The 19,421-nt window shown below is 71.5% G+C and carries 20 protein-coding genes; 4 read left to right on the top strand and 16 right to left on the bottom strand.

Features of this window, described 5'->3' with window-relative positions; genetic code table 11:
* Nucleotides 1-77 precede the first annotated feature (77 nt).
* Nucleotides 78-1,094 (top strand): WD40 repeat domain-containing protein, encoded by a 1,017-nt coding sequence (locus DAERI_RS14560; protein ID WP_103130145.1) that lies wholly within the window; start codon nt 78-80, stop codon nt 1,092-1,094.
* 208 nt (nt 1,095-1,302) lie between these two features.
* Here the strand turns inward: DAERI_RS14560 and DAERI_RS22445 are convergent, their stop codons facing one another.
* Both DAERI_RS22445 and DAERI_RS14555 read right to left on the bottom strand, forming a co-directional pair.
* Nucleotides 1,303-1,458, bottom strand: coding sequence for a hypothetical protein (locus DAERI_RS22445; protein WP_165794222.1), 156 nt, complete (start codon nt 1,456-1,458; stop codon nt 1,303-1,305).
* Between the two features lie 317 nt (nt 1,459-1,775).
* Nucleotides 1,776-3,020 (bottom strand): MFS transporter, encoded by a 1,245-nt coding sequence (locus DAERI_RS14555; RefSeq protein ID WP_103130144.1) that lies wholly within the window; start codon nt 3,018-3,020, stop codon nt 1,776-1,778.
* A 40-nt stretch (nt 3,021-3,060) separates the two neighbouring features.
* Here DAERI_RS14555 and DAERI_RS14550 point away from each other — a divergent pair, with 40 nt between their 5' ends.
* Entirely contained in the window at nt 3,061-3,750 is a 690-nt protein-coding gene (locus tag DAERI_RS14550) for an ArsR/SmtB family transcription factor (RefSeq protein ID WP_235610409.1), read from the top strand.
* 89 nt (nt 3,751-3,839) lie between these two features.
* On the opposite strand, the gene DAERI_RS14545 is transcribed toward DAERI_RS14550, so the two are convergent.
* The 6 genes from DAERI_RS14545 to DAERI_RS14520 form a co-directional block, all read right to left on the bottom strand.
* A complete protein-coding gene (locus DAERI_RS14545; protein ID WP_103130142.1) occupies nt 3,840-4,766 on the bottom strand; it encodes a LysM peptidoglycan-binding domain-containing protein in 927 nt (308 codons plus the stop codon).
* Nucleotides 4,767-5,009: 243 nt separating this feature from the next.
* Entirely contained in the window at nt 5,010-5,483 is a 474-nt protein-coding gene (locus DAERI_RS14540) for an iron chaperone (RefSeq protein ID WP_165794221.1), read from the bottom strand.
* Between the two features lie 44 nt (nt 5,484-5,527).
* Nucleotides 5,528-5,938, bottom strand: a complete 411-nt coding sequence (locus DAERI_RS14535; protein WP_103130140.1) for a VOC family protein — start codon at nt 5,936-5,938, stop codon at nt 5,528-5,530.
* Nucleotides 5,939-5,942: 4 nt separating this feature from the next.
* Entirely contained in the window at nt 5,943-6,392 is a 450-nt protein-coding gene (locus DAERI_RS14530) for a helix-turn-helix transcriptional regulator (RefSeq protein ID WP_103130173.1), read from the bottom strand.
* Between the two features lie 464 nt (nt 6,393-6,856).
* Nucleotides 6,857-7,405: a DUF2239 family protein gene (locus tag DAERI_RS14525; RefSeq protein ID WP_103130139.1), complete on the bottom strand. Its 549-nt coding sequence runs from the start codon at nt 7,403-7,405 to the stop codon at nt 6,857-6,859.
* Between the two features lie 487 nt (nt 7,406-7,892).
* Entirely contained in the window at nt 7,893-9,578 is a 1,686-nt protein-coding gene (locus DAERI_RS14520) for a M3 family oligoendopeptidase (RefSeq protein ID WP_103130138.1), read from the bottom strand.
* A 151-nt stretch (nt 9,579-9,729) separates the two neighbouring features.
* Here DAERI_RS14520 and DAERI_RS14515 point away from each other — a divergent pair, with 151 nt between their 5' ends.
* Nucleotides 9,730-10,245 (top strand): endonuclease V, encoded by a 516-nt coding sequence (locus DAERI_RS14515; protein WP_103130172.1) that lies wholly within the window; start codon nt 9,730-9,732, stop codon nt 10,243-10,245.
* A gap of 102 nt (nt 10,246-10,347) precedes the next feature.
* Here the strand turns inward: DAERI_RS14515 and DAERI_RS14510 are convergent, their stop codons facing one another.
* The 3 genes from DAERI_RS14510 to DAERI_RS14500 form a co-directional block, all read right to left on the bottom strand.
* Nucleotides 10,348-11,745 carry an alpha/beta hydrolase family protein gene (locus DAERI_RS14510; protein ID WP_103130137.1) on the bottom strand — a complete coding sequence of 466 codons (1,398 nt, stop codon included), beginning with the start codon at nt 11,743-11,745 and terminating at the stop codon, nt 10,348-10,350.
* Between the two features lie 195 nt (nt 11,746-11,940).
* Complete coding sequence (locus DAERI_RS23135) at nt 11,941-13,467, bottom strand: hypothetical protein (RefSeq protein WP_103130136.1); 1,527 nt, start codon at nt 13,465-13,467, stop codon at nt 11,941-11,943.
* Nucleotides 13,464-14,303, bottom strand: coding sequence for an ABC transporter ATP-binding protein (locus tag DAERI_RS14500; protein WP_235610408.1), 840 nt, complete (start codon nt 14,301-14,303; stop codon nt 13,464-13,466). Before DAERI_RS14500 ends, DAERI_RS23135 begins: the two co-directional genes overlap by 4 nt.
* A gap of 66 nt (nt 14,304-14,369) precedes the next feature.
* Between DAERI_RS14500 and DAERI_RS14495 the strand changes: the two genes are divergently transcribed.
* Nucleotides 14,370-14,579, top strand: coding sequence for a hypothetical protein (locus DAERI_RS14495; protein WP_103130134.1), 210 nt, complete (start codon nt 14,370-14,372; stop codon nt 14,577-14,579).
* 25 nt (nt 14,580-14,604) lie between these two features.
* On the opposite strand, the gene DAERI_RS14490 is transcribed toward DAERI_RS14495, so the two are convergent.
* From DAERI_RS14490 to DAERI_RS14470, 5 genes are all read right to left on the bottom strand, one after another.
* Entirely contained in the window at nt 14,605-14,904 is a 300-nt protein-coding gene (locus DAERI_RS14490; protein WP_103130133.1) for a helix-turn-helix domain-containing protein, read from the bottom strand.
* A gap of 443 nt (nt 14,905-15,347) precedes the next feature.
* Entirely contained in the window at nt 15,348-15,614 is a 267-nt protein-coding gene (locus DAERI_RS14485) for a hypothetical protein (RefSeq protein WP_103130132.1), read from the bottom strand.
* A 71-nt stretch (nt 15,615-15,685) separates the two neighbouring features.
* Nucleotides 15,686-16,780 (bottom strand): peptidoglycan recognition protein family protein, encoded by a 1,095-nt coding sequence (locus DAERI_RS14480; protein ID WP_165794220.1) that lies wholly within the window; start codon nt 16,778-16,780, stop codon nt 15,686-15,688.
* Nucleotides 16,781-16,834: 54 nt separating this feature from the next.
* Nucleotides 16,835-17,830: a peptidoglycan-binding domain-containing protein gene (locus DAERI_RS14475; RefSeq protein ID WP_235610407.1), complete on the bottom strand. Its 996-nt coding sequence runs from the start codon at nt 17,828-17,830 to the stop codon at nt 16,835-16,837.
* Between the two features lie 247 nt (nt 17,831-18,077).
* Nucleotides 18,078-19,154 carry a DHH family phosphoesterase gene (locus DAERI_RS14470; RefSeq protein ID WP_103130130.1) on the bottom strand — a complete coding sequence of 359 codons (1,077 nt, stop codon included), beginning with the start codon at nt 19,152-19,154 and terminating at the stop codon, nt 18,078-18,080.
* Between the last annotated feature and the right edge of the window lie 267 nt (nt 19,155-19,421).

The raw sequence follows: 19,421 nt of genomic DNA, 5'->3' as shown, positions 1-19,421 counted from the left end.
ACCCGCCTCCAGTACAAAAGAGTGCCGCGCCGCCTGGTTCCCGCCCGGCGGCGCGCCGCCCTCCCGGGAGGAACGTCATGATTCCACTCCAAAATTCCAGGCTGCTGGCCCTCGCCTGCGCGCTCATCCTCCAGATGGGCCCGGGCGCACCCTCCCCGCTGGCCGCCGCCACACCCGTCCCGGCGAGCACCCCGTCCCCCCGCGTCCTCCAGGTGGGCAGCCTGTACGCGGGGCCGCTGGCCTTCGCGCCCGGCGGCGCGCTGCTCGCCACCGGGAACGGTCAGGGCCAGCTCCGGCTGTGGCGTCTGCCCGCCGGGGCGGTCGAGCGCACCCTCACGCAGCCCGGAACCGTGAACGCCGTCGCCTGGAGCCCCGACGGCCGCCTGCTCGCCGCGGCGGGCACCGACGGCCGGGTGCGGCTGTGGGACGCGGCGACCGGCGCGCTGCAGCGCACGCTCGTGCTGAACACCTACTACGTCACGTCCGTCGCCTTCAGCCCGGACGGCACCCTGCTGGCGACCGGGAGCGGGGACAACTCCGCCCTTTCGGGTCCGGCCAACACCGTCCGGCTGTGGGACGTGGCGACTGGCCGCTTCCTCGCCGCGCTGCGGGGGCACACCGACGTGGTCACGGCGGTCGCCTTCAGCCCGGACGGCACCCTGCTGGCGAGCGCGAGCCGCGACAAGACGGCCCGGCTGTGGAGCGTCGCGGCCCGGCGCGAGACGCGCACGCTGCGGGGCCACACCGACTACGTGAGCGCCCTGGCCTTCAGCCCCGACGGCACCCGCCTCGCCACCGCGAGCTGGGACGCCACCCTGCGGCTGTGGTCCGTATCCGATGGCCGCGACCTGGGCACCCTGCGCGGCCACGCGGCCCCTGTCGAGGCGGTGGCCTTTGCCCCCGATGGCCGCACGCTCGCCTCGGGCGGCGAGGACCGGCAGGTCTGGCTGTGGGACGTGTCCACCGGGCGCCACACCCGGACGCTGGGCGCACACGCGGGCGTGGTGAGCGCCCTGGCCTTCAGCCCCGACGGCGCCCTCCTGGCGTCGAGCGGGGGCCGCGACCACACCGTGCGCCTGTGGACCTGGCGCTGAGGCGCGGGGCGACGACGGCGAGAACCTTTTGAAGATGTCCGGCCCGGGCAACGGTGAAAAGCCCCCGGCGCGGCGGGGCACGCGGGGGGCGGGGTCATCCGACTTCACTCGGTCGGGTCAGCTTTGGGCCTGGACTCAGGGTAGCCGGGGGCGCCTACAGAATTCTGACAACGCCCTGCGGCTCTCTTCATCTCCCGCGGCGCGGGGCTCAGGCGAGGCGGGGCTGGCGGAACAGGAGCATCAGCCTGACCCGCTGGAGCAGGTCGGGGCGCTCAGGGCGGGCGGCGCGGGCTTCGCGGTCGCGGCTCGCCTCGGCGCGGAGTTCACGGGCGCGGTCCTGGTGGAGAACGAGGTTGGGGTTCACGGCGAGGTCTCCTTTCGCCGGTCGGACGGTCCCTCTCGGCTGCCCCCATAGTGCCTGGTGGGTCCGCGGGAAACATCGGCGCAGTGGCGCAAGGAGGACTGCGCCGAATGGCGGAGGTACGGGGACAAGCGGCGTAGCTTCTGCCTCTTGCCCGGCCACCCCGGGGCGTGAGGAGAAGAGCGCCCGTCGGGGAAACCGCTCCGGCGCGCAGCAGGGCCAGAACAGTCGGGAGGAGAGGGCGTGGGGGCTGCCCACCCCTCCGGCAGTTCGGACAGTTCGGGTTGGGTGCCCCACACGGGGGTTCAGTCCAGGTCACTTCAGCCCACGGATGAACCCTGCTCGGCCCCTGGCGCCCGGGCGGGCAGGAACACGAGCGCCACGACGCCCCCAAGCAGCGTGATGCCGGCGGCGAGGACGAGCATGGGCACGGTGCCCACCCGCGGCCCGACCAGGCCGGCCGCAGCGGTGGCAAGGACCCCGACGAGGGCATTGGTCGTCCCCAGGGCGCCGTACACCCGGCCCCGGTAAGCGTCGGGCGTTACCGTCTGGATCATGGTGGATAGGGCGACGTTCGACACCACCATCGGCACCCCCAGGAGGGGCACCAGGGCGAACAGGGGTGGCAGGGACGCCCCGCTGTACATCCGCAGCATCAGAACCCCGACGAGGAGCGTGCCGAACGCGATCAGGAGGCGTGGGGGAACCCGGTCGCCCAGCCACGCGGACGCGGCACTCCCCAGGAGGGCACCGAGGCCGCCCAGGGTGCCCAGCAGCCCTATCGTCCGCGCGTCGGCGTGCAGCACCGACACCAGGAACGGCGTGTAGAACGGGTCGATCAGCGTGCCGCCGAGACTCGTGATGCTCAGGACCGCCAGCAGGGCCAGGATGACCGGGCTGCGCCGGATGACCCTCAGGCCCTCACGCCACTCCCGGCCCAGGTCACGCCAGGTGTTCAGGAGCGCCGTGGCCCCGACGGGGGCATCCGCCGGGACTCGCGCGGGCACCCGGAGGCGAAGGAAGCACAGCGCCGCGAGGACGAACGACGCGGCGTCGAAGAGCACGACCCCGGGAATGCCGAAGGTGGCGATCAGCGCGCCGCCGACCACCGGACCCAGCAGGCGGGCGCCCGTTGTGCCCAGGGAGAGCGCGGCGTTCGCCCGCATCAGGTTCTCCTCGGGGACCAGGGAGGGGAGCAGGGCGCCCGCGACGGGGGTGGACAGCGTGCTGACGGTGAGTTCCGCGAAGGTCACCGCGTAGGCCACCCACACCAGGCCGGGCTGCGGGGCGAGCAGCAGCAGCGTCACCAGGGCCCCCTGGATCAGGTGCGTGATGACCAGCACGCGCTTGCGGTCCCAGCGGTCGGCGAGTACGCCCGCGAAGGAGCCGAACAGCAGGCCCGGCAGATAGTAGGACAGGGCGAGCAGGGCCGTGGCGAGGGTGGACCCGGTCTCCCGGTACAGGAAATACGGCAGCGCGAGCAGCAGCGCCCGGTCACCGATCAGGGAGACGACCTCGCCGAGCCAGAGTCGGCGGAAGTTGGGAAGGGTCAGCAGGGTCAACATGGCGGCCTCATGGGGCAGGGTGCGCGGTACCCTGGTGAAAATGACACAAGGCGATTCACCCAGGGTGTGGCAGCGCCTGGACGACCCCGGGGCGGCGCGGGTCCTGGCGGACGCGCAGCTCCGGCGATACTTCGAGCCCTTCATCTGGCGGGAGCGGCGGGTGACGGACGTGGCTGCGGAACTGGGCGTCACGAAGCACGCCATGCTGTATCAGGTGAACAAACTGCTCCGGCTGGGCCTGCTGGAGGTCACCCGCACGGAGCCGAGGGCGGGCCGGGCGGTCCGCTACTACCGGTCCTCCTCGCCGGGCTACTTCGTCCCGTTTGCCGTAACCTCGGCGGAGTCCATCCACGCGCTGTACGAGTCCTCCCTGGACCACACGCGCCGCTCGGTCCTGTCCCTCCTGACCCGGGCGTGGAGCGCCCTCGCGGACGATCCCCGGTGGTTCGGGCTGTACACCTACGGTGACGCGGGGGGCCTCAAGAGTCACGCACTCCTGCCCGTGCGGCCCGCCTCACCCGCCTCGCCCGTCCCGGGGCTCTTGCAGTGGCTTTTGCAGGAGGACGTGCCCGCCGTGTGGGATAACACGGCCCCCGTCCAGCTCTCCAGGGAGAACGCCAAGCGGCTGCAACGTGACCTGCATGACCTGCACGTGAAGTACCGGGCCTTACAGAAGGACGCGCCCGGGGAGACGTACATTCTGCGGCTCACCCTCGCCCCTGTTCCCTGACGATCGGGTCGATCCGGCCTCACCGGCTGGGGAAGGCTCTGCCCCTGTTCAGCGCCACTTCCCTGACTCATCCCCTGACGGAACGCACTTCATCCCGGCCGCACGACCAGGTACTGCCGCCCCTGGGTGTTCCACAGCACGTCGAAGTCGTGCTCGGTCAGCGCCACGTTCGGCCCGCTCAGCGAGTCGCTCATGATCAGGATGCCCTGCGCGTCGTCGTAGCCGCGCACCACGCGGAAATGGGGGGTCTGCCCGGGAACGCTGTGAAACTGCAACACGATCACCGGGAATCCCTGCGCCACCTGCCGCTTGATGTCCTCGACGGTGCCGTTCCTCCCGACGGGCGCCTGGAAGCCGAGCCCCTGGAGCAGGCGCTGCGCGTCGGGAAACCACATGTTCCGGCCCCCCGGGCGCAACTCGCCTTGCCAGGTGGCCTGGTCCGCCTGGACGCCGTAGTGCCGGAGGGCGGCGGCGATGGCGGCCGGGCCGCAGTTGTTGCGCGTCTGGTACGCGAAGCCCACATCCTGGAGGTACGCGCTGGCCGGCCGGGAGTTGCCCGTGCCCGCCGTGCGGAAGGTCAGGGTGCCGGCGGGCGGGAGCCGGGAGGGGGTGAAGAGCCCGCGGTCCAGCCCCGCCGCCTGGGGGCGAGTCGCCGGAGCCGGGGCGGACGTGACGGGGGACGCGCCCTCCGGGAGCCGCAGCACTTGCCCGACCTGCACCGTGCTGGAGGTGAGCCCGTTGAGTTCGGCGAGCAGTTCCGGCGTCGTCCCGTACTGCCGGGCGATGCGGTACAGGGTGTCGCCGGGCTGAACGGTGTACCCGGTCTGCGGGAGCCGGAGAATCTGCCCAACCTGGAGGGTCGTGGTGGACAGGCCATTGAGGGTGAGCAGGAGACCCGCTGTGGTGTGGTAGGTGCGCGCAAGGCTGCTGAGGGTATCGCCCGCCTGAACCGTGTACGTGGTCTGCGCGTGGGCCGCGCCGAGGGCCAGCAGGAGGAACAGGGCGCGTACCTTCATGGAGACTTTATTTTCGAATCAGATATGTCACGAAACTCTGACCCACCCGGTCAAGGGCTGCCGAGGATGGATCGGTCAGGTGGTCCGTTCCCCAATAGCCAGGCCGCTCGGCAGGCCCCTGCACGAGCCCAAGATGCCCTTGAACGCTGCGGGCCACCTCGACCGCGGCGCCCTCACCGTTGGGGTGCCATCGGGCTGCTCGGCCCGTACCGCCCGGGGTGGGGCCTGCGGCGAGTTCCGTCCTCAGCCCACCGCTCTCCTCACGAGGGCGGCGACCCTGGCCTCGACCTCGGCGGTCCATTCCGTCAGCGCGAAGGAGGTCGGCCACATCGCCCCCTCGTCGAGGTTCGCGGTGTCGTTGAAGCCGAGCGTCGCGTACCTCGAGTTGAACTTCGAGGCGGGGGTGAAGTAGCAGACGACCTTGCCGTCCCTGGCGTACGCGGGCATCCCGTACCAGGTTTTCGGCGAGAGGGTGGGCGCGCTGGCGGTGACGAGGGCGTGCAGCCGCTCGGCCATGTGACGGTCGGGCTCGGGCAGCTCGGCGATCTTCGCCAGCAGGTCACGTTCCCCGTCCGCCCGGTCCCTGTTCGCGCGCGCCTCCGCCTTCAGCTCTCTGGCGCGCTCCCTCATTGCGGCCCGCTCCTCGCTCGTGAAGCTCTGGGCCGCCTGATCCGGCGCGGCCGACCTCGCCGGTTTCCTGGATGTCTTTGCCGTCATGATGCCTCCTCCAGTGGGGTGGGATGGGGGTGATCGCCGGGTGCTCAGCGCCGCTCCTGGATGCGGATCAGGTTGCCCGCGGGATCGCGCAGAGCGCAATCGCGCACGCCGTACGGCTGCGCGGTCGGCTCCTGAACGACCTCGGCGTCGCTGGCCTGCAAGCGCTCGAACGTGCCGTCGAGGTCAGGAGTGGCGAGGACGATGGTGGCGTAGCTGCCCTTCGCCATCATCTCGGCGATGGTGCGGCGCTCGGCCTCGGTGATGCCGGGCGTGGCGACCGGCGGGTACAGGACGATGGAGGGGCCGGACTGACCTTCGGGGCCGACCGTGATCCAGCGCATCCCACCGTACCCAACGTCGCCCCGGACCTCGAAGCCCAGGGTGTCGCGGTAAAAGGCCAGCGAGGCGTCCGGGTCGTCGTGCGGGAGGAAGGTCTGGTGAATGGTGAGGTCCATGTCCTCACTCTAGGCGGGGCGCGGGGTCCGGCGCTTCTCGATTCCTGACCGGGCGCGTCACCTGCTTCGCCACGCAGGGCGGCATCCCCGCCGCCTCGCCCGCCGCCTGGTTCCGGTAGGCGCTGGGCGGCATCCCGACCAGCTCGGTAAAGCGCGTGCTGAAGGTGCCCAGCGACGAGCAGCCGACCTCGAAGCAGACCTCGGTGACGCTGAGGTGGCCCAGGCGCAGCAGCGCCATCGCGCGCTCGATGCGCCGCGTCATCAGGTAGCTGTACGGCGACTCCCCATAGGCGCGCCGGAATGAGCGGCTGAGGTGCCCCGCCGACATGTTCACGCCCCGGGCCAGCGCCTCCACGTCCAGTGGCTGGGCGTACTCCCGGTCGATCCGGTCGCGCACGCGGCGCAGCCGCGCGAGGTCGCGCAGGTGCGGCGTGGCGGCGGGTTGGCCCGTCATCCCCCTGATCGTGCCACGCCCCAGCCCAGGGCTCAAGCCGACCTGTCCACAGAAGGAGCCCAGGCGGAAGGGCACGGGCATTTCATTCCGGCGTACGGCGGGTGTGCCCTCGCCGCCCCCGGTGACGTGGCTCACGCGGGCACAGCCGGGGGCGTACGGCGGGGGAGCAGCGCCGCGATTCGCGGCTATCACCGGGCCCGGGCGAGGTGACGCGGGACACGTGCCGGCCCCGCCCACCTCTGGACCCCCGGCGGGCCGGAGTTCGTCCAGCCACAGGCGCTCAGGTTCCGGGCGTTCGCGGGCGTGCAGCACCCCGGCCACGAGGGCGGCCCCGCCCTGCTCGCGCCAGCCCCGCCGAAGTGCGGTGTTGCGGGTCTCCCACATCCCCATAAGGGACTTCAAATCCTTGTGGGGGCGAGCGGGGCGGATTGGGTTTCTCGGGGAGTGGCAGGCCCGACGGTTCTTCAGGCCCCGGCGAAGGCGGGTTGGGCCAGACGCAGGGCGTAGTCGCGCACGTCCTCCGGCCAGGCGCGCGTCAACTCCGCGAAGCGCTCCCCCTGGCCGCCGTACAGGGCGCGGCTGGCCTCCTCAAAGTTCGGCAGGTCGCCCGCGAGTGCCGTAATCACGCGCCCGGCAGCCTCTGCGGCGCGGGCCGCGTCCTGCCCCGGGGTCCCCTGCCTGCGCGCCTCGTCGATCAGGCGGCGCAGGGTGGCCGAGGCCCCGCCGCGCTGCTCGTCCAGCCAGGCCCAGTGGCGGGGCAGCAGGGTCACCTCGCGGGCCACGACGCCGAGCTTCGGGCGCCCGGGACCCTTGCGGGGCGCCCCGGGCACGTGGCGGGCCAGAACGTCGTCCACGCTGCCGCGCAGGTCGAAGTCCACCTGCCGCCCGGTCTGGTCCTCGAACACCAGGATGGCGGCGTCGTGGTGTGCCTTGAGGACGCGCAGGAGTTCGGGAAGGGGGGCGGTGATCAGGTGTCGCCCCCCGAGAAAGGCGGTGTAGGTGGAGTCGCTCATGACCCGAGTATTTCCCGGGTAAAAAGGATTGTCAATAACACCCGGCTAAAATGCCTAACACGCCCCACGGGCCACACCGACCTTTGTGAGGTGAAGGCGGGCGCGGAACGGGGTCCCGATGGGGAGGCCGGGCAGAGGGCAAGCCAGTCGCAGGGAAAGCCCGGCCGAACTCAAGGGGGTGGGCAAGCGGCGGATGTCCAGCCGTGTTCCGGGTGATCAGGGGCGAAGGACGGCGGGGATTCGGAGCCCGTTTCACCCTGGGGCGGGGCGCAGCACCCCGTCATGCCGGGCGAGTGCGGAGCATCCCTGGGCAAGCCCCTTTCGTGTTGCTCAGGGTGAGGACCCCGGTGGGCATGGGGGCACAGCGCGGGCCGGTCCGGCCTCGGTTCCCGGGCCTCCCCCGATGCTGGGGTGCCCCAGAGGGAGCGGGATGAACGCCCATCCGTGGCGCCCTCCCAGGCCCCCGCCTCCCGTCACGGCGAACCGCTCAGGCCCGCCCGGCCCCGCCCAACTGCTCCTCCAGCAGGGCCATCAGGCCGCGCAGGGTCCCGGCGTCGAAGGCGAGGCGGGCCCCCGCCGCCCGGAACAACTCGGGGAGGGGCCGGGTGCCGCCCAGCGCCAGCGCCTCCTTGTAGTGGCGCAGCGCCCTCTCCGGGTCGCGCAGGGCCGACTGCCACACCTGTAGCGCCCCGATCCAGGCGAGGGAGTATTCCAGCAGGTACAGGGGAATGGCGAAGATGTGGACGAACTGCCAGCCCTTGGCCCGCACGTCCTCCAGGCCCCGCCAGTCCACCCCGCTGTCAAAGCGCCCGGAGCATTCCAGCCATTTCGCGTCGATCTGCTCTATGGTCACGTCCCCCGGCGCCTCGGCGTAGAGCCACTGCTGAAAGGCGTCCCCGGTCGCCTGCCCGGTGAACTGCCGCAGCACCGTCTCGATCTTGTCCCGCCGGGCACGGGCGGCGTCCTCCGGCGAGTAGTACCCCACCGGCTTCTCCAGGAGTGGCAGCGTCAGCAACTCCATAGCCTGGCTGCCCACCTCGGCGAACTCGATGGGGGAGAGCAGGTTCCAGATCAGGTCGCCGGGCTTCCCCGAGGCCAGGAAGTGAAAGGCGTGCCCCGCCTCGTGCAGCAGCACCCGCACGTCCGTGTCGGTCCCCACCGCGCTCCAGTAGATGTACGGGGAGCCCGTGCGCGGCAGGTAGTTGCAGTACCCGTAGCCCGGCACCTTCTCCGGGCGGGGGTCCAGGTCGAGGAAGCCGCCCTCGCGCATCGCGGCGAACTGCGCCCCCAGGTCCGGGTCCAGGGCCCTGAAGATCCGCTCGGCGGTGGCGATGTACTCCTCGGTGGTCGTGAAGGGCCGCAACGCGGGGCGCCCCAGCGGATCGGCCTGGGTGTCCCAGGGGCGCAGCGTCTCCAGCCCCAGCCCCTCCCGCCGCTCGTCGTTCATCCGGGTCTGGAGGGGCACGACATGCTGCTCCACCGCGTCGTGGAGCTGCCGCGTGTCCCCCGGGGTGTAGTCGAAGCGGTTCATGGCCCGCCACACGTAGGCCCGGAAGTCCTCGCAGCCCGCGTTCCTGGCGACCTGGCGGCGCAGGCTCAGCAACTTCAGGAAGAGGGCGTCGAGTTCCGGCGCGGCGCCCAGGTTGGCCTCGGCGATGCCCCGCCAGGCGGCCTCCCGCTCGGCCCGGTCCGGTCCCAGGAGCAGGCGCTGAGCCTGGGGGATGGTCAGCTCCTGGCCGTTCACCCGGGCACGCAGGGCTCCCGTGATCTTGTTGAACTCGTTGGCGAGGGTGGTGATCTCGCTCAGCAGCGGCAGGTTCTCCTCGCGGTACAGGGCCGCCTCGTTCCGCAGCCGCCGGAGCATCTGTACATGTGGCCCCTCCGGCTCCCAGCCCGTCTGTGCCAGCAGGCGGTCGTTGAGGCGTTGCCCCGCCCGCATGACATCGGGCTGCACCTCCTGCACGAAGCTCACAAAGGCCCGCTCGGCGTCCCTGTCGGTGGGGTCGGCGTCCTTGGCCCGCATAAGCTGCGCCTGCACCTCCATCACGTCCTTTTCCAGGTCGCTCCAGCGTTCCAGCCACGCCGGGATGTTCCCCGGGCTCAGCGGCTCGGTGGCGAGGGCCTCGTAGCGGGGGGCGAAGGTGGTCCAGGCAGTCGCGGTGGCGTTGGTCATGGGGCTCCTCGAGGGGGGATGGGCGGGCGAGGCCAAAAGGCCCGGCCAACAAGGGGGCAGCATGGGTGAGTTCGGCTTCCCCGTCAGCCTGCCACAATTGGAGGCCAGCCAGGGCCGTGGCGCGGGACCTGCCATCCCCGAGAATCCGGGTATGACGGCGAACCGCCCAGTCCCCCTCTTCAAAGCCTGTGTGGACGTGGACTACCGGGAGCAGGAGGCTGTCTGCGCCTGCCTGCTCTTCGAGCGGTGGGGGGCAGAGAGGCCCGCGCCAACCCTGATCGAGCGTGTCCCCCTCACCGCCCCCTACGTGCCGGGCCAGTTCTACCGGCGGGAACTGCCCGGCCTCCTCGCCACGCTGCGCCCGGTCCTCCCCCGGGTGGACGTGGTGATCGTGGACGGCCACGTGTGGCTGGGGGAGGCTCCCGGTCTAGGCGCGCACCGGTACGAGGCGCTGGGGCGGCGAACGGCGGTGATCGGGTTCGCCAGGTCCGCCTTTCGCGGGGCATCAGCGGTCGCGGTGCGGCGTGGCCCGAGCGGGCGACCGCTGCACGTGACGGCGGCGGGCCTGGATGCGGAGGCCGCCGCCGGGCACATCCGGGCGATGCACGGCGAGTACCGCCTCCCCACCCTGCTACGGCAGGTGGACCAGCTCTGCCGACGGGCCTGACCGCGCCGGGTGGAAGTGCGGGCAAAAGGCCCCTCCCGGAGCGTGGCCGGTGAACCGCAGGCCGATGTTAGCGGGGCGCGCCCAACGGTTCCCGGTCAGGCCCTACCGGGGCCCCAGGTGGTACAGCTCGATCCCGATGGCGCTGCGGGCGGGAAAACCCTTCCAGTACGTGTCGTCGGGCTTGGGCGTGCCGTCCGGGTTGCGGCTGTAGACCCCGTTCTGGGCGACCGGCGTGGGCACGTTCAGGTAGGCGGCGGCGGCCTGCTGCCCCTTGAGGCGGTAATTCAGGAAGGCCGTCACGAAATGCTCGTTCAGGTTGTTCAGCCGCCCCATGTCCCAGACGGGCTCAGCGTAGTGGGCGTACTCCTCGGGCTTGCCCAGGCTGGCGGCGGGGGGCGGGTTGGGCGCGGAGTTGTGGCGGGCGTTCTGGTAGACGACCATGTAGCGGTCGGAGTTCACCGCGTTCTCGAACAGCGCCTTCACGCCGCGCTCGTAGCCCGCCACGTCGTCGTGGTCCCCCACGATGAAGAGGGTCGGCACCCGGATCGCGGCGAGTCCGGCGGCGTTCCAGAAGCCGAACTCGGCCGCCGTGTTCACCCCGATGGACCGCACCGCCGCGTCCCCACCCCAGGGGGCGAAGGCCACGACCGCCTTGAGCCGGGGGTCGACCGTGAAGTTCCCGTTCTGGCGGGCTTTGAGCGCCCCACCCGGCACGAAGCCCAGCACCTGATCGGCGAAGCCCGCCCCGGCGAAGTTGAGCGCCCCGTAGCCGCCCATGCTGTACCCGATGAGGGCCGTGTTGTTCGCATCTACCAGCCCGTTCAGGAAGCCGCTCCCCGCGGTCGAGAGCGCGGCCATAGCGTCGAGCACCGCCTGGTCGTCCTGCGGGCGGTTGAGCAGCGTGGACGCGAAGGCCGCCTTGTCCGCGTGGGTGCTGTCGGTGTGGTCGATGGAGGCGACCACGTAGCCCTTGCTCGCCAGGTTCTCCGCCAGGTAGCTCATCAGGTAGCGGCTGCCCGGATAACCGTGCGAGAGGATCACGAGCGGGTAACGACCGCCCGTGGCATTCGGCGCGGCGTCGCGGGTGGCGCGGCCCGGGAAGGTGAAGGGCACGACCGCCCGTTTGGGATCGCCGGGGCCGCTTCCCAGGGCGTCCTGGTACATCGTGGACTGCATCTGACCGGGGGCCAGCGTGGCGGGATACCACACCTCCACGGTGAGGCGGCGGTCGTAGCGGGGCAGCGGGTCGGGCGCCGGGGAGGTGGCGGCGGCCCGGGCGATGTCGGGCACATCCTTGCGCGTCACCGTCAGGGTGCGGACGCCGACCATATACGGGCCGCGGGCGCTGAGTTCGGGAGCGTCGGGTCGGGGGTCACCCGGGGAGACGGGCTGGGAAACGGCTGTGGAGGCGGGCGCCATCTGGGCCAGGGTAACGCTGCCGCAGAGCGCCAGCAGCGAGGTCAGGGCGAGGGCACAGGAGCGCCGGGACAGGTGGGGCATGGGGGAACCTCCGCGAGAACGGGCTGGGGAAGCGGTCTGGGCGAGGGGGCCGCGGTGCCGTCTCGCCGCCCGGCGACCCTTGCTAGCGGCGCACCCGCCCTGCCGTCCACTGAATTGCAACTGCCCGCACACTATATACCCCCTCGCGGGCGGGCCACCTTGTCCAGTCCTTCAAGATGGGGAGCGCCGTCCCCCTCAGCGCACGTCGCTGCGCCGCAGCCGGAAGACGATCCCCAGGGCGAGGAGCGAGGCGAGGAGCGCCGCGAGGCCCCACGCCTGCCCCCGGGTGGTCGCGTACGCCGCCGCACTCAGGGCAAGCTGGAACACCAGGCTGAAGATGACGTTGACCAGGGGCCGCGCCTCCCGCTTGCGAAAGGCGTCCGCCCGGCGCAGGGGGAGGGGCTGCCACAGCACCATCAGGGCCGCCCCCCCGGTGCCCAGCAGCACCAGCCCCAGGAGGGGGAGGCCGAACGGGGCACCCGGGCCGAGCACCCCCCGCGCCGCCAGCGACAGCAGGGCCAGGCTGCCCAGCAGGGCCGGGGGCAGGGCGGCGGCCAGCCACTTCTCGCGCCGCAGGGCGGCCGGGTTCCGGGGCGCCGTCACGAGCAGGTCGGGGGCGTCCTCGGCGTCCAGCGTCAGCCGGGCGAGGCTGGAGGCGAGGTTCGCCGTCAGGAGGACCACCGCCGCCCCCGCCGCGCCGGGCACGCTCGCGCGGCCCACCGAGACGAACAGCGGGATCAGGTACACGAGTTGCAGCAGGGTGCGGGACAGCACCTCCGGGTCGCGCCCGATCAGCCGCCATTCCTTGAGCAGCGTCGCCCGCGTGCCCGAGGCGAAGCGCAGGGGCCGCGTCCTTCCCCCCGCGCGTGCCCGGCGCCCGCCGGACTCGCCCGCCTCCTGCACGCCCCGGGTGAACTGGCGGGTCAGGGCCGCCACCGTGCCCGCGAAGATCAGCACCGAACCCGCGAGGAGGGCGAGCAGCGGCAGCGGGTCCAGCCAAGCCGCCCGGGCGGGGAACCACAGCGGACTCTGAGGACCCGGCCACCCTCCAATTCCCGGCGCAAAGCGGGCGACGGTGGCAAACAGGGCCGTTCCATTGCCCCCCGACAGATTCCCCCACTGGGACAGCAGGAACACGCTCGCGCCCAGCACGGCGCCGACGACCGAGGCGGCGGTGCGGGTGCGGCGCACCCCCAGCCACCGGACCAGCCCGAGCGTGAGCCACAGCCCCCCGCTGGCCGCGAGGAGGGACGCCGCGACCCACCAGCCCAGCACCCCCAGCCCCCGCCACGCCCCCAGCACGAGCAGGATCAGCAGGAGCGGGACGAGGATCAGCGCCGAGGCCAGCCCCGCCGAGAGCGTCACCCCCAGCGCCCGCGAGGCCAGCACCGTGCGCGGCGGGATGGGCGAGTGCAGCAGCAGGTCCAGGTCACCCCGGGTAAACAGCGCCTCCAGGGCCGCCGTCACCGCCGCCGAGACCATCACGGTGAGGAGGAACCCCTCCGCGAGGAGCACCGGGCCGAGCACGGGGTCCGGCAGGGGGGCGTTCAGGTTCACCTCCGCAAGCAGGGGCCGCAGCCCCACGTACCCCCCCAGGGTGAGCAGCGCCACGACGGCCAGCACGGCGAACAGCCCCCAGCGCTGCCGCCCGCCCAGGCCCCGCCACTGCCAGGCGAGCTGCTGACCCACCAGCCACCGCAGGCTGCCGGGAGCGGCCCTCACCGCGCCTCCAGCGGAACCCCGGCGGGCGCGGCGTCCAGCCCGGTGAGGTTCAGGAAGGCGTCCTCCAGGCTCGCCGTGCCCGTGCGGGCGAGCAGTTCGGACAGGGTCCCCTCCGCGACGAGGCGCCCGCGGGCGATGATGCCGATGCGGTCGGCGAGGCGCTCGGCCACCTCCAGGATGTGCGTGGTGAGCACCACCGCGCCCCCCTCCGCCACGAAGGCCCGCAGGGCGTCCTTGACCTGCCGCGCCGCCGCGGCGTCGAGCCCGGTAAGGGGTTCGTCGAGCAGCATCAGGCGCGGGTCGTGGATCAGCGCGCCCACCAGCGCGAGCTTCTGCTTCATGCCACGCGAGAAGCCCTCCACCCGCTCCCCGCGGTGCTCCCACAGGTTCAGCCAATTCAGCAGCTCCTCGGCCCGGCGGGCGGCCCACGCCGCGTCCATCCCCCACAGCCCCGCGACGAACTCCAGGTACTCCGGGGGCGTCAGCTTGCCGTACAGCAGCGGGTCGTCCGGCAGGTAGGCGAGGAGCCGCTTGGCCTCGCGCGCCTCCCCCTGCACGCTGAAGCCCCCGATTCGGGCCTCCCCGCGGTCGGGGCGCGTCAGGCCCGCGATCATGCGGATGGTCGTGGTCTTGCCCGCCCCGTTCGGTCCCAGCAGCGCGTACAGCTCACCCGCCCCCACCCTCAGACTGACGCCGGACACCGCCTCCCGCCCGCCGAAGCTCTTGTGAAGGTCGCGCAGTTCGAGGGCGGCGGGGGCGGACGGCAGGGCACTCATGCCGTCCGGTACGCCGTGGGTGCCGCGGGGGTTTCCACTGTGCCGAGGGTCAACGTCCATTCATCCGGGTGGGATGTCCGCCCCGGAGCGGGTCCCCTACCCTCAGTCAGTTCGAAAGGAGCGGTGATGACAGACCCCCAGGACATGACGGACATGGACGACAGCAGGCACCTTCCCGACGGTGTCACCGAGGAATACCGCGACATCACCGATGACGACCTCGTGGATATCGGCACGAACCAGACGACGCTGGGCGAGGCGAGCGGCGGGATCGACGATCTGGACGACCGGCTGGACGAGGACCTGGTCCCCCTGGATGAGAAGACGGGGGAGTGAGGGGAAGCGCCGCGGCACTCTGCCTTCAGACCAGTTCGAGCCTTAACCGCTTGCCCAGCACGCCCGCCGCGCGCTCCAACGTGCGGAGCGTCACCGCCTGATTCTCCGGGTCAAGCAGGCGATCCACGGCTGAGCGGCTGGTCCCCATACGGGAGGCCAACTCGCTTTTCGTCATGCCGCCGCGCTTCATCTCCTGCTCAATCTGAAAAGCGATCACGCGCTTGATGGCGACGGCCTCAACATCGGGCAGCAGGCCGTCCTCGGCCAGGAAGTCGTCAAAACTGCTCCCGATATGCTTGTTGGGAAGCTCATGGTCTCCCGTCATGGGTTCTCCAGACGTTGCAGGCGCTTGCGGGCGGTGGTCAGTTCGTTCTCGGCAGACTTTGATCTCAATCAAAGTAGCTGCCGGGTGATGACAGGGGCATCACCCCGAACGGAGTGAGCAGGCAAAAAGTGGCTGGTGGTGGAAGTGGAGCGTTTCCCGGCGCCCTTTCCGGGAAGGGCGTAACCGTAGCCGCCAGCCACTAAGGACAACGCACTTGTGCCCCTTCCTCTGTGGCTGTCCTGACCCTCTCCCCTCGTGGGAGAGGGCCTGGCGCAGCCAGGGGTGAGGGGGCGCCCACCTCGCGAAATCGGCCTATCAGGGCAGGTCCCAGAGGCGTTCCGGCGTAGAGAGAAAAGCCCGCGTTCTCGGGCGTTTTCTGTGATCTCTTGACCCCACCTTTTGTCCTGTTTGCCCGTTGAAACACCTTTCTGGGAGCCGCAAGCCTACGCCTCCCGCTCCTGGGGGCACGGCTCGATGAACTCCACGTCGAGCCAGTACTCCGCGTCTCCCAGGTCCGTCCCGCTGGCCTCCAGCCTCGTCTGCCACACGTCCCAGGCCGCCGCGCGCACTTGCTCGTGGCAGCCCAGGTAGTCGGCAAGCGTGGTGCGCTGCTCCAGGGTGAGGCCGATCCCGTCCCCGCCCCGCTCGTGCTGGAAGGCGGTGTCGAGGAAGTCGGCGATCTGTCCGGGAGTCAGCTCGGCGGGGCGCATACCCCACGCTAGCGCGTTGGGGAGAGGGGCAGGGCGGCAAGTGACGGTCGCCTGCGCTCAGTCACGCCCCCTCAGCCCACCAGAGCCAGCCAGGTGTTCGGCCCCACCACGCCGTCCGCCGTCAGCCCCTGTCCCGACTGGAAACTCCGAACCGCGCTCTCCGTGCCCGGGCCGAACGCGCCGTCCACCGCGACCGCGTAGCCCCTGGCCCCGAGCTGGCCCTGCACCGCCCGCACGGCGTCCCCGCTGTCCCCCTGACGCACGGTGAGGATCAGCCGTTCCCAGGTAGCCGAGCCGACCACCCCGTCCGGCGTGAGCCCGGCCCCCGACTGGAAGGCGCTGACCGCCGTTCCCGTGCCACTGCCATACGACCCGTCCACCGTCACGGCCTGGCTGCGGGCGCGCAGCAGATACTGCACGCTCCTGACCCGCTCGCCGCTGTGCCCGCTGCGGGTGGTGGGCCAGACCCGCACGCTGACGCCCAGCCGGGCCGCCACGTCCCGCCGGAGTTGCGGCAGCCGGGCGTACAGCGCGTCCCCGGGGCAACTCGTGTTTACGAAGTCCCGGTGGCCGTACAGCTCGGTGGCGGGGATGCCGTACTGCCCGCACAGCCACGCGCACAGCCGCACCAGAGTGTCGTACTGCGCCGCCGGTGGCGTGGTGCTCGTGTACGTCCCCTCGTTCTCGATGCCCACCGACACGTCGTTGAAGCCCTCGCAGTGGGCGCCGCGCACATGCTGGCCCCCGCCCTGCGCCGCCTCCAGGCTGCGGTGGCGGCCCTCCATGACGTACCCGCCGCGGCTGACCGTGAAATGCTGCCCCGTGTCGATCCAGCCCCGGTCGAAGTGGGATTGCTGGATGGACCGCGCGAGCGCGTAGCCCTGCGCCTGCGAGTAGTCCGTGACGTTCGCCGTCGCCGTGTGGTGGACGATCACCCGCGTGGGACGGGCGGCGAGCAGGGTGATCGCCTCCTTCGGGGCCTGCGCCTTCCAGGTCGCGGTGCCCGCCACGGTGGGGGCGGCCACGGCGAGGGCGTTCAAATCATTGGTCCCCTCCGGCGGGCCGAGGACCGTCACCTTGTTCAGCCCGCACCCGGCGAGGAGCAGGCCGCCGCCCAGGGCCAGGCCCCACCGCAGCACCTCGCGGCGGTTCGTGGGTGTATTCATGTCGTCTCCTTGGAGGGTGGGCGGGGTCAGGCGAAGGCCCCGCCCACGGCGTTCTCAGTTCCAGGCGCAGTGGACGTGGTTCTTGTGTCCGCCCGTCGGATCGTTGTACGCATTGAAGGTCTGGCTGGGGTCCGACCCCGCCGCGATGCAGGCGTTGCGCGCGGCGGTGTGGGCGCTGTTCGGCGACGAGAGGCTCACGCCGTTCCAGATGCCGATGTCGAAGGCCAGCCCCGCGTAGTGGTCCGAGTAGGTCGAGTGGACCCCGCCCGCAATGGACGTGACGTAGAACGAGTTCCCGGCGTTCGCCAGCGCCAGCATGCCCTGAAGCATCGAGCGTTTGAGGTACACGGTCAGGCCGCAGTTGGCGTCGCTCGCGCACCCGCGCCTGGCCGCCAGCCCGTTCGCGGTGTCCACGATGTTCTGGCGCGGGTTGCCGCCGGAGGTGCTGCTGCTCGTGCCCAGCGTGATCCGGCCGTTATTCAGAATCTGTGAGGCGAGGCTGGAGGTCGTGCCCGTGCCGCCCGTGCTGCTGCCGGTCACCAGGGCGTGCCAGGTGTTCAGGCCCACCACTCCATCCACGCTCAGGCCGCGTTTGCTCTGGAAGTCCCGCACCGCCGTGTTCGTGCCGCTCCCGAAGACGCCGTCCACGGTCACGCCGCCGTACCCGTACCCGCTGCGGAGCTGGTCCTGCACCGCCCGCACCGCGTTATTGCTGTCCCCCTGGCGCACCGTGACGATCAGCTTCTCCCAGGTGTTGCCCCCCACGATGCCGTCCACCGTCAGGCCGTTGGCGCGCTGGAAGTTCCGAACCGCCGTGTCCGTCCCGCTCCCGAAGGCGCCATCCACGCTGAGGGTCTGCCCCGCGTGGCGCAGCAGGTATTGGAGTGTGACCACGTCGCGGCCCGAATCTCCCTGCCGCAGCGCCTGCCAGCTCAGCACCGACTGCGCAGTCATTGTCCCGGAGGGGACCGCGGCGACCGGCGCGGTGTTCCGCGCCCCGCACGCCGCCAGAACCAGGGTGAGGCCGACCAGCATCCAACTTTTTTGCATAAGGCTCCCTTCCCACCCCCTTGCGAGGTGGAACGCATCAATCTTTTGCTGCCCTGGTCACCTTAACCGGGCACCTGTGATGGAGCGGGGCAGCGGGAGGCTTCGGGGGAGGACAGAGGCCGGGCCGCCCAGTCCGCGGGGGTTCCACAACGGCTCGGGAGGTGGACTGGAGGGCGGGCGCGGGCCGGTGAACCTCCCGCGCCGTCACCGACTCCTCCGACGGACCGGGGGCTGTGGGCCAGCTTCCCTACACCCTCACGCTTTCGTCAAAGCCCAGGGCCTCCAGCACCTGATTGAACGCCCCGGGGGGAAGCTGGCCGCCCGACGCCTGGTCGTGCCCATGCCCGTAGCTGCCGCCCACGTCGCCCACCTCGATGCCTTGCAGGATAGCGGGAAGGTTCAGGTCCTTGCGCGCGGTTCTCATGCTGAAGGCGACGGTGTCCGGCAAGTAGCCGGTGTTCGCGGCGATCACCGCGTGCCCGGGGAGTCGCCCCCGCCACTGCTGCGCGATCAGCGGGTGAATCTGTGCCCCCGAGTGCAGCCGGAGCAGGGCGTAAGGTCCCGTGGCGCTGAACTTGGGGGCCGCCCGGCGCGCGGCGGCGAGTTCGGCACTCACCTCCGCCCGGTAGGTGCGCAGGCGGTCGGCGCCGTGCGCGTCGTCCGTCGCCAGTTCCTTCGGGCCAGCGGCGCTCAGGAGCAGGTTCAGCGGCGTCCCGATGTCGAAGGCGCTCGACCGCCGCGCCGCGTTCACGAGCGCCACGGCCTCGCGCAGCCATTTGGCGGTGTACCGCTTCTTGATCTCCGGCAGGGCGTCCCAGGGGGCGCTGTCGCCGAGGTCGCCCAGCGTCCCCACCGCCCCGATCCAGGCCAGGTCCGCGATGTCCGCCAGCGGCGCCAGGAGTTCATAGGCGAGCCAGGCGCTGGCGGGGATGGGGTCCCAGGTGTAGCCGCTGACGACCGTGACGTTCCCGGTCGGCACTCCGTCAGGCTGGTGGTGGTCCACGTAGAGCGTCGGCACATCCGGCAGGACGCCCCGCCCGTTCACGCCGAGGTCGGTGACGATGAGCCCCTGAGGGCCAAGCGCCCCCAGGCGGGCCCGCGCCGCATCCGAGAAGGCCGACTCCCCGCGCCCGGAGGGAACCACCCGCACGTCCCGGAAGCCTAGGCGCGGCAGGGTCCGGCCGAACAGGGCCCCCGCCGAGAGGCCGTCGGCGTCGAAGTGGCAGAACACCACCACGCGCCGGGCCGGGTCGAGTGAGTTCAAAAAGGCTCGCGTCGCCTCTTGCGCCGGGGGCAGGGCCGTCTGGAGGGGAACGCCGCTCATGCCCGTGTTGTACCAGGCCCGGGGCAGGCACTGGGAGTCTGTGAAGCCGCGCCGGGCCTCGTGATGAGGGAACGTGACGGGGAGGGGACCCCGGACTGTTCCGGGCCTGTGCTGGAAATCGCCCTCAGGGTGAAGCTAGGGCACGGGACGCAAGAGGAGGAGCCACCCTGAGCGCGAGCGTCGGGTCCAGACAAAGCGTCCGGGAACGCTCCGCGGGACAGCGTTCTTTCGTCCACTGATCTGCGGTCGTCCGTCACGTCCCCCACG

Source organism: Deinococcus aerius, from assembly GCF_002897375.1.
GTDB lineage: Bacteria > Deinococcota > Deinococci > Deinococcales > Deinococcaceae > Deinococcus > Deinococcus aerius.
The sequence above is the reverse complement of the archived record's forward strand: the minus strand, read 5'-3'. Positions and strand labels throughout refer to the sequence as shown.